The 12,282-nt window shown below is 72.8% G+C and carries 10 protein-coding genes; 2 read left to right on the top strand and 8 right to left on the bottom strand.

Annotated elements, in window-relative coordinates; genetic code table 11:
- Positions 1–35: 35 nt before the first annotated feature.
- Positions 36–707: an endonuclease NucS gene (gene nucS / locus IG88_RS0115680; RefSeq protein WP_031040628.1), complete on the bottom strand. Its 672-nt coding sequence runs from the start codon at positions 705–707 to the stop codon at positions 36–38.
- A 290-nt stretch (positions 708–997) separates the two neighbouring features.
- Here nucS and IG88_RS0115675 point away from each other — a divergent pair, with 290 nt between their 5' ends.
- On the top strand, positions 998–1,390 hold the full coding sequence (locus IG88_RS0115675; protein ID WP_031040625.1) for an SCO5389 family protein: 393 nt from the start codon (positions 998–1,000) through the stop codon (positions 1,388–1,390).
- A gap of 82 nt (positions 1,391–1,472) precedes the next feature.
- Here the strand turns inward: IG88_RS0115675 and IG88_RS0115670 are convergent, their stop codons facing one another.
- Positions 1,473–2,501, bottom strand: coding sequence for an LLM class flavin-dependent oxidoreductase (locus tag IG88_RS0115670; RefSeq protein WP_031040622.1), 1,029 nt, complete (start codon positions 2,499–2,501; stop codon positions 1,473–1,475).
- Positions 2,502–2,712: 211 nt separating this feature from the next.
- Between IG88_RS0115670 and IG88_RS0115665 the strand changes: the two genes are divergently transcribed.
- Positions 2,713–3,045: a hypothetical protein gene (locus IG88_RS0115665; protein WP_031040618.1), complete on the top strand. Its 333-nt coding sequence runs from the start codon at positions 2,713–2,715 to the stop codon at positions 3,043–3,045.
- A 12-nt stretch (positions 3,046–3,057) separates the two neighbouring features.
- On the opposite strand, the gene IG88_RS0115660 is transcribed toward IG88_RS0115665, so the two are convergent.
- From IG88_RS0115660 to scy, 6 genes are all read right to left on the bottom strand, one after another.
- Complete coding sequence (locus IG88_RS0115660; protein WP_031040614.1) at positions 3,058–3,927, bottom strand: ABC transporter permease subunit; 870 nt, start codon at positions 3,925–3,927, stop codon at positions 3,058–3,060.
- Positions 3,924–5,174 carry an ABC transporter ATP-binding protein gene (locus tag IG88_RS0115655; protein WP_031040610.1) on the bottom strand — a complete coding sequence of 417 codons (1,251 nt, stop codon included), beginning with the start codon at positions 5,172–5,174 and terminating at the stop codon, positions 3,924–3,926. The genes IG88_RS0115660 and IG88_RS0115655 overlap by 4 nt, the downstream gene beginning before the upstream one ends.
- A gap of 135 nt (positions 5,175–5,309) precedes the next feature.
- The gene (locus IG88_RS0115650) at positions 5,310–6,080 is read right to left on the bottom strand and encodes an ABC transporter permease (protein WP_031040608.1); all 771 of its coding nucleotides are present in this window, start codon (positions 6,078–6,080) and stop codon (positions 5,310–5,312) included.
- 2 nt (positions 6,081–6,082) lie between these two features.
- Positions 6,083–7,081 carry an ABC transporter ATP-binding protein gene (locus IG88_RS0115645; protein ID WP_031040605.1) on the bottom strand — a complete coding sequence of 333 codons (999 nt, stop codon included), beginning with the start codon at positions 7,079–7,081 and terminating at the stop codon, positions 6,083–6,085.
- A gap of 112 nt (positions 7,082–7,193) precedes the next feature.
- Positions 7,194–8,126: a DivIVA domain-containing protein gene (locus IG88_RS0115640; protein ID WP_031040602.1), complete on the bottom strand. Its 933-nt coding sequence runs from the start codon at positions 8,124–8,126 to the stop codon at positions 7,194–7,196.
- 207 nt (positions 8,127–8,333) lie between these two features.
- The gene (gene scy / locus IG88_RS0115635; protein WP_031040599.1) at positions 8,334–12,248 is read right to left on the bottom strand and encodes a polarized growth protein Scy; all 3,915 of its coding nucleotides are present in this window, start codon (positions 12,246–12,248) and stop codon (positions 8,334–8,336) included.
- Positions 12,249–12,282: the final 34 nt, after the last annotated feature.

The following is a 12,282-nucleotide window of genomic DNA, read 5'->3' as shown; positions in this document are numbered from 1 at the left end:
CGGCCCTCCTCACATCCGTCGGACGGTGACGCCCCTCAGAACAGCCGCAGCTTGTCGTCCTCGATGCCCCGCAGGGCGTCGTAGTCCAGCACCTGGCAGCCGATGCCGCGGTCCGTGGCGAGCACGCGGGCCTGCGGCTTGATCTCCTGGGCGGCGAACACGCCGCGCACCGGGGCGAGATGCGGATCGCGGTTCAGCAGCTCCAGGTAGCGCGTGAGCTGTTCCACGCCGTCGATCTCGCCGCGCCGCTTGATCTCGACCGCGACGGTTCCGCCCTGGGCGTCCCGGCACAGGATGTCGACCGGGCCGATGGCGGTCATGTACTCGCGCCGGATGAGGGTGTAGCCCTCGCCCAGGGTCTCGATGCGGTCGGCGAGCAGCTCCTGGAGGTGTGCTTCCACGCCGTCCTTGATCAGGCCGGGATCGACGCCCAGTTCGTGCGAGGAGTCGTGGAGGATCTCCTCCATCGTGATGATGAGCTTCTCGCCCGCCTTGTTGACGACGGTCCAGACACCCTCCTCCTCGCCCGCGCCCTCCTTCAGCGTGCAGGGCGGCGACATCCAGTTGAGGGGCTTGTAGGCCCGGTCGTCGGCGTGGATCGAGACGCTGCCGTCCGCCTTGACCAGGATCAGCCGGGGAGCCGGGGGGAGGTGGGCGGTGAGCCGTCCGGCGTAGTCGACGGAACAGCGGGCGATGACGAGACGCATGGTCGGCAACGCTACTCGACGCGCCCGGCCCGACGCGATTCGGCCGTGCCCGGACCACCCGCGGCACCCCCGTGCGCCGTCCCACTTCTCCCATTGGCCCCGTTGTGCCCACTGGCCGATTGTCGGCCTACCGGATGGTGTCCATCTGGGCATTCTCCTGGTGCCGTCACGATCGGATGCTTACGGTATTGAACGGGAGGTCGCGAACTGTGTACGCAGCGTGTTCGAAATCGCGTACTCCCTTAACTGTCCGGCAACCCCTGCTGGTCGGGGGTGCGAGAGGAGAACCCATGTCGCTCGACGTCTCACCGGCCCTACTCGAACAGGCCGAGCGAGGCGAGGTCGACGAAGGAGACTTCGTCGACTGCGTCCGGACCTCCCTGCCCTACGCATGGGAGATGATCAGCTCCCTGGTGGCACAGCTGAAGGTCGACGGCGGAGCCTTCGCCGACAACCAGACGCCTCCGCCGGACGAGCAGGCGCGCGGCCAGCTCCTGCGCGCGCTCGCGAGTGACGCCATACGCGGTGCTCTGCAGCGGCACTTCGGCGTGCGGCTCGCCTTCCAGAACTGCCACCGGGTGGCGGTGTTCCCGTTGGACTCCTCCGTCGACGAGACGCTGACCAAGTTCACCTCGGTGCGCAGCCAGTTGCTGAACCAGTCGCCGGAACTGCGCGACTGCTGAGGCACCCCGGAGCGCCCGCTTGCCGCTCCGTACGCGCACGGTGCAGTCCTTGTGCCGGAGCGGCAAGCCCGCGCCCGTCGGCTCAGCGGAGCTGGGGGAGCACCTCGGCCCCGAGCCGCCGTACGTTCTCCTCGGTCGCCGCGAGGTCTCCCGAGCCCTCGACCAGCAGCGCGAAGCGGGAGATGCCGGTCCGCTCGCCGGTCGCCGCGAGCCGGTCCGCGCACAGCCGGGGCGTGCCCACCGGGTGCAGCCCGCAGAGCAGTTCGGTGTAGGCGTGCGGGTCGCGCATCCGCCGCTGACGGCCGTCCACCGTGACATGGGCACCGAGCCCCTGCCGCAGCCAGCCCGGCATCGCCTTGAGCAGGGTCTCCGCCGCGTCCGGGCGCCGGTCCGCGATCTGGCAGACGCCGGCCGAGACATGGGCCGCGCCGTGGATCTCCGCCGCCGGCCGCCCGGCAGCGCGGGCGTGGCGGCGCCACAGGGCGACCATCTCCGCCTTCTCCTCGTCCCCGACGTGCATCCCGAGGAGCATCGGCAGCCCCCGCTCGGCCGCCATGCGCACGCTCGACGGCGAGGTGCAGGCGACGACGACCTCCGGGCCCGGCTCCTCGGACAGGGACTCCGAGGGCCGCGGCACGACCGGCACCTCGCGGAACCGGTAGCGGTCCCCCGAGGCGCCGACGGCCGGCTCGCGCAGCCAGCGCAGCAGCAGGTCGAGCGACTCCGGGAACCCCTTCTCGTACGCCTCCAGGCCCGCGCCGAACACCTCCAGGTCCACCCACGGGCCGCCGCGGCCCACGCCCAGCGAGAAACGGCCGCCGCTCGTGACGTGCAGCAGCGCCGCCTGCTCGCCGAGCGCCACGGGGTGGACGGTGGGCAGCACGCTGACCGCGGTGCCGACCCGCAGGCGCCGGGTGCGGCCCAGCAGCAGCGCGGCCAGGGTCACGGCCGACGGACACGTGCCGTACGGCACGAAGTGGTGTTCGGCCAGCCAGGCCGTGTCGAGCCCGGCTTCCTCGGCGACCTCGGCCGAGCGGACCGCGCGGTGCAGCGCTTCCCCCTGGCCCTGCCCCGGGAACTGGGCTCCCAGCACGAAACTTCCTACGCGCATTGCCTTTTCCTGCTTCCTCGGCCCCGACACGGAGCTCCCCCACAGGGCATAACCGCCTGACACGTGCCGAGGACACGGCCGGACGGAGGACTTTGCGGATTGTCTGCAGAATCGGTTCCGGTGGGACGGCCGCCGGGGCACGCACCGGAGGCCCCCGTGCCGCGTAGGCTGGATGCCGCCCTGCTTCCTGTATAGCTCCGTGAGGTGTCCTGTGTCCCCGCGTCGCAACCGACCCAAGGGAGCCGGTTCCTCCGGCCGGAGCGCCGAGGCGGACGGCTCCGGCCGCTACGGCGGCTGGCAGTCCGCGGAGAGCTGGCAGGGGGAGGAGTGGAGCGTCCGGCACGTGGCGGGCGCGAGCGCGCAGGGGAAGTCGTACCGCTGCCCGGGGTGCGACCAGCTCATCCCGGACGGTGTCCCGCACGTGGTCGCCTGGCCCGCCCACGCGGGCGTCGACGACCGCCGGCACTGGCACAAGGCGTGCTGGAACGCGAAGGACCGCCGCACCACGCGGGTGCAGCGGTCCCGTAACGCGCCGAGGTTCTGAAGCCGCCGGACCCTACACGTCCCGCTTCTCCAGCAGCGCGAAGGCGGCGGCGAACGCGACCGCGGTCACGCCGAGCACGATCCACAACGGGTCCCAGCCCGAGGGCCCGGAATCGGAGAGCGAGTTGGCGTAGAAGATGCTCATCTGGTTCGGGATCGAGTACTCGAACAGCGCCTGCTGCACGTCCTTGAGCGACTCCGAGAACATGAACAGCGCGATCACCAGCGGGGCGAGCAGGACGCCGATCATGAGGGTGATGGCGCCCGCCGAGTGCCGGATGATCGAGCCCACGGCCAGCGAGAGCAGTCCGAGCAGCGCGATGTAGAGCGAGACGCCGACGGTGCCCTTCAGCCACTCCGTGCCGGTGGGATCACCGGCGCCGTTGCCCTCCAGCATGGACACGTGGAGCAGTCCGACCAGCGTCGCGGACACCAGGGTCACCACGAAGGCGACCAGGAAGAACACGATGCCCTTGGCGGCCAGCACCCGGCCGCGGCTGGGGCAGGCGGTCATGGTCGTGCGGATCATGCCCGTGCCGTACTCCGACGCGGTGGTGAGCACGCCGAGCGTGATCACGCAGATGCTGCCGAGCAGCAGGCCGAAGAAGCCGAGGCTCAGCGCGCTCTCGCCGGCCAGGTCGGAGTCCGAGTTCGCCACCACGACGCCGGTCAGCAGCCCGATGCCGAGCACCAGCAGGACGAACACGCCCAGCGTCCACATCGTGGAGCGCACCGACCTGATCTTCGTCCACTCGGAGGCCAGCGCGTGCACGAGGGTCGTGCGCACCACCGGGATCGGCGAGGTGTAGGTCGGGTACGGCGAACCGGGCGCCGCCTGCCAGTCGGGCGCGGCCTGCTGCGTCGGGGGCTGGGGGGTGCTCATCGGGCGTCCTCGGGCTTGGTCGGGTCGGTGACGGGCGCGGAGGCGGGCGCCGGGGCGGCGGCGGGCGGTGCGGGGGCCGCGGCGGGCGGCTGGGGCGTCTGCGCCGCGTACGGGTTGCCCGGCTGACCGCCCGGCACCGCGCCGGGCGCCGCCGGGGCGCCGTAAGGGCCCGCCGGGGCCTGGCCCGGTGCGCCCTGCGGCGCGGCGAAGGGCTGACCGCCCTGCTGGGGCGGCGGCGGGGCGTACCACCCCGGCTGGCCCTGTCCGGGCACCGGCATCGGCGGCTGCGCGCCCGGCGGCAGGGGCTGCTGGAGGCCGGCCTTCTGGTCGGTGGTCGAGCGGTAGTCCACGGCGCCCTGCGTCATCCGCATGTACGCCTCCTCCAGCGAGGCCTGGTGCGGCGACAGCTCCCACAGCCGTACGTCGGCGCCGTGCGCGATGTCGCTGATCCGGGGGAGGGGGAGGCCGGTCACCCGCAGCGCGCCGTCCTGCTCGGGCAGCACGTTGCCGCCCGCCTCGGTCAGCGCGGAGGTCAGCTTCTCCCGGAGCTGGGGCTCGCTGTCCGGCGTCCGCACACGGGCGAAGTCGGCCGAGTTGGCCGAGATGAAGTCCGTCACACTCATGTCGGCGAGCAACTGGCCCCGCCCGATGACGATCAGGTGGTCGGCGGTCAGCGCCATCTCGCTCATCAGGTGCGAGGAGACGAAGACGGTGCGGCCCTCCGCCGCGAGCGCCTTCATCAGGTTGCGCACCCAGTGGATGCCCTCCGGGTCGAGGCCGTTGACCGGCTCGTCGAAGAGCAGCACCTGCGGGTCGCCCAGCAGCGCGGCGGCGATGCCGAGCCGCTGGCCCATGCCGAGGGAGAAGCCCTTGGAACGCCGCCTGGCCACGTCCTGGAGGCCCACCACGCCGAGTACCTCGTCCACCCGGCGGGCCGGGATGCCGGAGAGCTGGGCGAGGCTCAGCAGGTGGTTGCGGGCGGCCCGGCCGCCGTGCACCGCCTTGGCGTCCAGCAGCGCACCGACCTGGCGCGCGGCGTTCGGCAGTTTGCGGTACGGGTGACCGCCGATCGTCACGTGCCCCGCGGTGGGGTTGTCCAGGCCCAGGATCATCCGCATCGTCGTCGACTTGCCCGAGCCGTTCGGCCCGAGGAAGCCGGTGACGGCACCGGGCCGCACCTGGAAGGAGAGGTTGTACACGGCGGTCTTGTCGCCGTATCGCTTGGTCAGGCCGACAGCCTCGATCATGCTCCGCACCCATCGGAAGGTTCAGGGACAGCAGGGCACACGCCCCCGTAAGGGTTAGGAGGATATCCAGGCGCTGACGGTTCCGTTCAAGCCCGGGCAAAACCCGGACCGGCCCGAAGGCGGCCGGTCCGCCTCCTAGGCGTCCCGGTGCCTCAGCACCGCGTACCCGCCGACGAGCGCCGCGACCACCCACAGTGCCATGATCCCGAGGCCGCCCCACGGTCCGTACGGCACGTTGTCGTCGACCGGGGTGACCACCTGCATGATCCGGCTGCCCGCCTGGTCGGGCAGGAACCGGCCCACCTTCCGGGTCGCGGGGACGTTGCCCAGGACGTTGGAGATCAGGAAGAAGAACGGCATCAGGATGCCCAGCGACAGCATGGGGGAGCGCAGCATCGCCGCGACGCCCATCGAGAACATCGCGATGAGGGTCATGTAGAGGCCGCCGCCGAAGACCGCGCGCAGGACGCCCGGATCGCCGATCGACGCCCGCAGGTCGCCGAGCATCGCCTGCCCGAGGAAGAAGGTGGCGAAGCTGGTGACCATGCCCACGACCAGGGCCAGGGCGGTCGCCACCGCGATCTTGCCGAACAGGAAGGTGCCGCGCCGGGGCACGGCCGCCAGCGAGGTGCGGATCATGCCGGAGCTGTACTCGTTGCCCACGACCAGGACGCCGAACACGATCATCGCGAGCTGGCCGAGGCTCGTGCCGGCGAAGCTGATGAAGGTCGGGTCGAAGGAGAGCTGGTCCCGCCGGCTCAGGTCGTTGAACTGGCTCTTGGTCAGGGCCGAGATCAGCATGCCGAGGGCGATGGTGACGACCACGGCCAGGCCCAGCGTCCACACCGTCGACGCCACCGACCGGATCTTGGTCCACTCGGACCGCAGAACCTGTGTCGCCGCCATGCTCAACCCCTCTTCCAGTCGCTGCCCCACTGCTGCCGCGGCGGTTGCCCCGGGGGCTGTTGCTGCTGCTGCGGCGGCACCGCGCCGGGCCGCTGCCCGTCGTGCGCGTGGTACTCCACGGACTCGGCGGTCAGCTGCATGAACGCCTCCTCCAGGGAGGCCCGCTGCGGGCTCAGCTCGTGCAGCACGATCTGCTGCCGGGCCGCCAGCTCGCCGACCGCCTCCGACGCGTCGCCGTCCACCTCCAGGACCCCGTCGGCCTCCTCGACGACCGGGATCCGGGCAGCGTGCAGCGCGTCGAGCAACTGCTCGCGCTGCGGGGTGCGGATGCGGACGTAGCTGCGCGAGTTCTCCGCGATGAACTCGGCCATGGAGGTGTCCGCCAGCAGCCTGCCCTGGCCGATGACCACCAGGTGGTCGGCGGTCAGCGCCATCTCGCTCATCAGGTGGGAGGAGACGAAGACCGTGCGCCCCTGGGAGGCCAGGGTCTTCATCAGGTTGCGGATCCAGTGGATGCCCTCGGGGTCGAGGCCGTTGACCGGCTCGTCGAACATCAGGATCCGCGGGTCGCCCAGGAGGGCGGCGGCGATGCCGAGCCGCTGGCCCATGCCGAGGGAGAAGCCCTTCGTCTTCTTCCGGGCGACCGCCGACAGCCCGACCGTGTCCAGCACCTCGCGCACCCGGCTCGCCGGGATGCCGTTGCTCTGCGCGAGGCACAGCAGGTGGTTGTAGGCGCTGCGCCCGCCGTGCCAGGCCTTCGCCTCCAGGAGCGCGCCGATGTACGTCAGCGGGTCCTTCAGCTCCTCGTAGTGCCTGCCGTCGATCCGCACGTCCCCGGCGGTGGGCCGGTCCAGGCCGAGCACCATCCGCATGGTGGTCGACTTGCCCGCGCCGTTGGGGCCGAGGAAGCCCGTGATGATGCCGGGTCTGACGGTGAAGGAGAGGTTGTCGACCGCCACCTTCTCGCCGTACCGCTTGGTCAGCCCCTCGAGCTCGATCATGGCGCCCACGCTAGAACGGGACGAGGCCCGCTGCCACCCCAGTGACAACGGGCCTCGCTCTTCTTCGTACGTGTTCAGCAGGCGTACGCCCCCCGAGCGGACGCCGGCCGGGTCAGCGGGACTGCTGGGCCGGCACCCCGCGGGAGACCGACTCGTCCTCGACCGCCGGGGCGGCGGCCACCGCGGCACCCGTGAGCGACGCCAGCATCTCGCGCACGTTGGTGAGCTGCGCGTTGATGGAGTCGCGGCGGTTGGTGAGGGCGGCCAGCTCGCGCTCGGACTCCGAACGGATCCGGTCGGCCTTGGCGTTGGCGTCGGCCACGATGTCCTCGGACTGGCGCTGCGCCGTCTCCACGGTCTGGCGGGCCCGGCGCTCGGCGTCCGTGCGCAGCTTCTCCGCCTCCAGGCGGAGCTGCTCCGCGCGGTGCTCGATCTCCGCGAGCCGCTTCTCGGCCTTGGCCTGACGGGAGGCCAGGTCGCGCTCGGACTGCTCGCGGCGCTTGGCGAGGTTCGTCTCGAAGTCGGCGGCGGCCTGCGCGGCCTTCGCGCGGGTCTCCTCGAAGAGCGCGTCGGCCTCGTCGCGCTTGGACTGCGCGTCCTTCTGCGCCTCGGAACGCAGCTGGGAGGCGTCGCTCTTGGCCTTCTCGACGATCCGGACGCCCTCGTCCTCGGCCTTGGCCTTGCGCTCGGCGGCGTACGACTCCGCGTCGTTGCGCACCTGCTGGGCGGCCGACTCGGCCAGCTCGCGGTGCTGCTCCGCCGCGCGCCGGGCCTCCTCGCGCAGGTCCTTCGCCTCTTCCTCGGCGAGCCGCAGGATCTTCTCGACCCGGGCACCGAGACCGGCGTACGACGGCTCGGCGTCGTTGACCTGGGCCTGGGCGTTCTGGGTCTCGAGGTGGAGTTCCTCGATGCGCTTTTCCAGAGCGGTGATGCGGGTGTGAGCGCTGTCACGGTCGGAGACGAGCTTGGCGATGTAGTCGTCCACCTGAGCGCGGTCGTACCCACGCCGCACGTGCTCGAAGCCGTAGGGGGAAGTGTCGCTCATGGGGTTCCTGTCGAAAGAGACCGGGTGAGGTGATAGAGGGAATCCTAGGCGCCAATGCGGTGTGTCATCGAGCGGATGCACGTTTGATACGGAGAATGACACCTCTTTTGGGTGGCTGACCCACGGATGGCTTGCCAAAGCTCTGGGCAGTGGTCCCGTCGGGACCCGGCCAAAGATCTCCAGCAGACACCCAAATCCCCCTGAATGCTAGCTGTCTGACGACTTGCCACCCGAACGTGGGGCGCCCACCGTCGCTCCGGCCTTCACGCCGTTGTCCTTCGCGCCCCCGGGCGCCTCGAACGACTCCAGCGCTTCCAGGACGTCCTGCACCCGGGAGATCTCCGCGTTGATGTCCTCGCGGCGCCGGACCAGCACCTCCAGCTCGCGCTTGCCCTCGTCGACCGTGCGCCGGGCCTCGCGGACCGCCTCCGCCTTCAGCTCCTCGGCCTCGCGGACCAGGGTGGCCTTCTTCTGCTCGGCCTCCTTGAGCAGCCCCTCGGCCTTCTTGACGGCGGCGATGCGCACCTTGCCCGCCTCGGAGTTGGCCTCCGACACCAGCTCCTTCGCCTTCGCCTCCGCCTTGGCGAGCTGCTCCTCGGCCGCCTTGACGAGCGCGTCGCAGCGGTCGCCGGCCGACTTCATCGTCTCGGCGGCCTCGCGGCGGGCCCGCTCGTGCAGCTCCTCGATCTCGGAGGTGAGCCGCTCGCGCAGCTCCTCCGCGCGCTCCCTTATGGCGGTCGCGTCCCGGCGGGCGCCGACCAGCAGTTCGTCGGCGTCCGTACGGGCCTTCTCCACGCGGGTGTTGCCCTCGACCGTCGCCTCCTGGACGATCCGGTCGGCCTCCGCGCGGGCCGCCCCGACCATCGTGTCGGCCTGCGACTCGGCGTCCGCGGTGGTCTTCTGGGCCTGCTGCCGCGCCTCGGTGAGCAGTTTGTCGGCCTCCGCCGCGGTCTCCGTGATGAGGGTGTCGACCTGCTCGGCCGCCTCCGAACGCCGCTTGTTGGCGTCCTTGCGGGCCTCGTCGAGGGTCCGCTCGGCCTCCTCGCGGGCGGCCGTGGTGACCCGCTCCGCCTCCGCGGCCGCCTCGGCCTTGGCCCGCTCCGCCTCGGCGCGGATCCGCTGCGCGTGCTGCTGGGCGGAGCCGACCGTCTCGGCGGCCTCGGCCCGCAGCCGCTCCGCCTCGCCGGTGGCCTCCGAGACGAGCTGCTCGGCCCGGGCGCCCGCCTCGGCGCGGACCCGCTCGGCCGCCTGGGCCGCCTCGGTGGTGACGCGCTCCGCCTCGGCGAGGGTCTCCGTGCGGAGCCGGTCGGTCTCGGCCGCCGTCTCCGCGGTCAGCCGCTCCGCCTCGGAACGCGCCTCGGTGATCAGGGTGTCCGCCTGCGTCGCCGCGTCGGACCGGATGCGGTTGGCGTCCTCGCGGGCGTCCGCCCGGGTGCGCGAAGCGGACTGCTCCGCCTCGGCGATGGCGTCGGAGGCCTCCGTACGCACCCGCTGGGCGTGCTCGTTGACGTCCGTGCGGATCCGGTCGGCCTCTGCGAGCGCCTCGGACACCGTCCGCTCGGCCAGCGCCTTGGCCGCCTCCGTCTCCTCCTGCGCCTCGCGCCTGAGGCGTGCGGCGTCCTCGCTCGCCCGCTCCCGCTCCGCGTAGGCGTCGGCGCGGACCCGGTCCGCCTCCTCCTGGGCCTCCTGCCGGGTGCGCTCGGCCGCGTGCTCGGCGGCGCTGCGCAGCCCCGTGATCTCCTCCTGGGCCTGCTCGTGCAGCCCCGCCACGGACTCCCGGACCTGCTGCGCGTGCTGCTCGGCGGCGGACACCATCTCGGTGGCGCGCCGGTCGGCCTCCTCGACCAGCCGGACCGCCTCGGCCTGCGCCTCCTCCACGCGGGTGCGCGCCGAGGCCAGCAGCTCCTCGCTCTGCTCGCGGGCCTGCCTGCGCTCCGAGTCGGCCTCCTGCCGGGCCGAGCCGAGCAGCTCCTCCGCCTCGCGGCGGCGCCGGGCGGCCTCCTCCTGCGCGGCGGCCAGCGTCTCCGACGCCTCCGCCGCGATGCGCTCGGCGGCGCTCTGCGCCTCCGCCCGCACCCGGTCGGCGCTCTCCTGCGCCTCCGACTTCAGCCGCTCCGCCTCGCTCGCCGCCTCCGAACGCAGCCGTACGGCGACGGCCTCGCCCTCCGCGCGGGAGGCCGACGCGTCCGCCGCGGCCTCGGTGCGCAGCCGCTCGGCCTCCGTCTCGGCCTGCTGCTGGAGCGTACGGATGCGCTCCGCGGCCTCGGCGCGCAGCCGCTCGCTCTCCTCGGCGGCCTCGCGGCGGATCCGCTCGCCCTCCTCGCGGGCCTCGCCCAGCGCCTCCTCGGCGGCGGTGCGGCGCTCCTCGGCCTCGGTGTGCAGCCGCGTCAGCTCCTCGGCGGCCTCCGCCTGCCGGGCCTCGACGGCGCGCTCGGTCTCCTCGCGCAGCTCGCGGGCGGCCCGCTCGGCCTCCGCCTGCAGCTCCTCCACCCGCTCGGCGGCCTCCGCGCGGTGCCGCTCGGCCTCCGCGCGGGTGCGCTCCAGGGTCTCCTCGGCCTGCCGGCGCAGCGTCGTCGCCCGCTCGATGGCCTCGGTACGGACCTTCTCGCTGTCCGCCGTCGCGGTCTGCCGCAGCTCGTCCGCGTCCGCCTTGGCCTTGGCGAGCAGCTCCTCGGCGGTCTTCGCCGCCTCCTCGATCTGCGCCACGGCCTCCTTGCGGGCCTCGGCGCGGATCTTCTCGCCCTCTTCGACCGCGTCGGCCCGCAACTGCTCGGCCTCGCCGCGCAGGCGGCGCGCCTCCTCCTGCAGCTCGACCGTCTTGGCGCGGTACTCCTTGGTGTCGTCCTTGGCCGCGCCCTTGAGCTGCTCGGCGATGTCGTGCGCCTCGCCGCGCAGCCGGTCCGCCTCGGCCTCGGCCTCGGAGCGGATCCGCTCGGCCTCCTCGGTGGCGGCCTTCGTGGTGCGCTTGGCGTCCTCCGCCGCCTTGTTCAGCACGTCCTCGGCGGTCTTGGCCGCCTTGGAGAGCTGGGTCGCCGACTCCTCGGCGGTGATCGTACGGGCCTTCTCGGCGGCCTCGGCGACGATCCGCTCGGCCTCGGCCCGGGCGTCGGCGACGACCTGCTCGGCCTCGGACCGGGTGTTCTCGGCGTCCTTGGTGGCCTCGCCGACCAGCCGGGCGACCTGCTCCTTGGCGGTGCGGGTGCGCTGCTCGTTGGTCGCCTCGGCGCTCGACAGCGCCTTGGCCGCGGCCTCCTGGGCCTCGGTGACCACCTTCTCGGCCTCGGCCTGCGCCTTGCGCAGCGCCTCCTCGGCCTCGGCCATGCGCTGTTCGGCGGCCCGGCTCAGCTCCTGGGCCTCGCGGCGGGCGGACTCCGACTCGCTGGCGGTGGAGCTGCGCAACTGCTCCGCGTGGTCGGTGGCCTCCTGCGCCTGCGTGGAGGCGGCGTTCAGCAGCCGCTCCGCGTCGGTGCGGGCCCGGCGCAGGATCTGCTCGGCCTCCGCGCGGGCGCTCTCCGCCTCGTCGCGCAGCCGGCGGCGGGCCTCGGCGGTCAGCCGCTCGGCCTCCGCGCGGGCCGCGCTCATGGCCTGTTCGGCCTCCGCGCGGGACTCGTCGAGCAGCCGGCGGGCCTGCTGCTCGGTGCGGGCGCGCAGTTGCTCCGCCCACGCCACGTTCTCGTTGACGTGCGACTCGACGGTCTGGCGGCGCTCGGCCAGCTCCTGGTCGAGCTGCTGGCGGCGGGTCACCGCCTCCTGGTGCAGCTCGGCCTGGAGCCGGGCGGCCTGCTCGGCGTGCTCCTGGAGGATCCGCTGCGTCTGCGCGCGGGCCTGGCTCAGCTCCCGCTCCGCGTCCGCGCGGAGCTGGTCGGCCTGCGTCTGCGCGTTGCGCAGCAACTGCTCGGCCTGGTACCCGATGTCGCCGCCGTCGAAGGCGGGCCGGGACATGATGGTGCGCCGCGCCTCGTGCAGCTTGGCGCGCAGCACCTCGACCTGGTAGCCGAGGTCCTCGGCGTGCTGGATCGCCTTTTCCCGCTCGGTCTTCAGCCGCTTCATCTCGGCCTCGAACCGAGAGAGGTGGTCGACGTCAGCCGCCGGCTCTCGCTCCTGGCTCTCGTAGCCCCGCACTGCGCGGTCCCATCCGTCCCCTGGTCGCAAATCT

Source organism: Streptomyces sp. NRRL F-5650, from assembly GCF_000721365.1.
In the GTDB taxonomy this organism is placed as follows: domain Bacteria; phylum Actinomycetota; class Actinomycetes; order Streptomycetales; family Streptomycetaceae; genus Streptomyces; species Streptomyces ardesiacus.
This window is presented reverse-complemented; position numbering and strand designations above follow the sequence as displayed.

What these genes read in the sequence shown, in the direction of transcription:
- nucS (WP_031040628.1), bottom strand. Translation starts at nt 707, where the DNA reads ATGCGTCTCGTCATCGCCCGCTGTTCCGTCGACTACGCCGGACGGCTC.
- IG88_RS0115675 (WP_031040625.1), top strand. Translation starts at nt 998, where the DNA reads ATGTCGCTCGACGTCTCACCGGCCCTACTCGAACAGGCCGAGCGAGGC.
- IG88_RS0115670 (WP_031040622.1), bottom strand. Translation starts at nt 2,501, where the DNA reads ATGCGCGTAGGAAGTTTCGTGCTGGGAGCCCAGTTCCCGGGGCAGGGC.
- IG88_RS0115660 (WP_031040614.1), bottom strand. Translation starts at nt 3,927, where the DNA reads ATGAGCACCCCCCAGCCCCCGACGCAGCAGGCCGCGCCCGACTGGCAG.
- IG88_RS0115655 (WP_031040610.1), bottom strand. Translation starts at nt 5,174, where the DNA reads ATGATCGAGGCTGTCGGCCTGACCAAGCGATACGGCGACAAGACCGCC.
- IG88_RS0115650 (WP_031040608.1), bottom strand. Translation starts at nt 6,080, where the DNA reads ATGGCGGCGACACAGGTTCTGCGGTCCGAGTGGACCAAGATCCGGTCG.
- IG88_RS0115645 (WP_031040605.1), bottom strand. Translation starts at nt 7,081, where the DNA reads ATGATCGAGCTCGAGGGGCTGACCAAGCGGTACGGCGAGAAGGTGGCG.
- IG88_RS0115640 (WP_031040602.1), bottom strand. Translation starts at nt 8,126, where the DNA reads ATGAGCGACACTTCCCCCTACGGCTTCGAGCACGTGCGGCGTGGGTAC.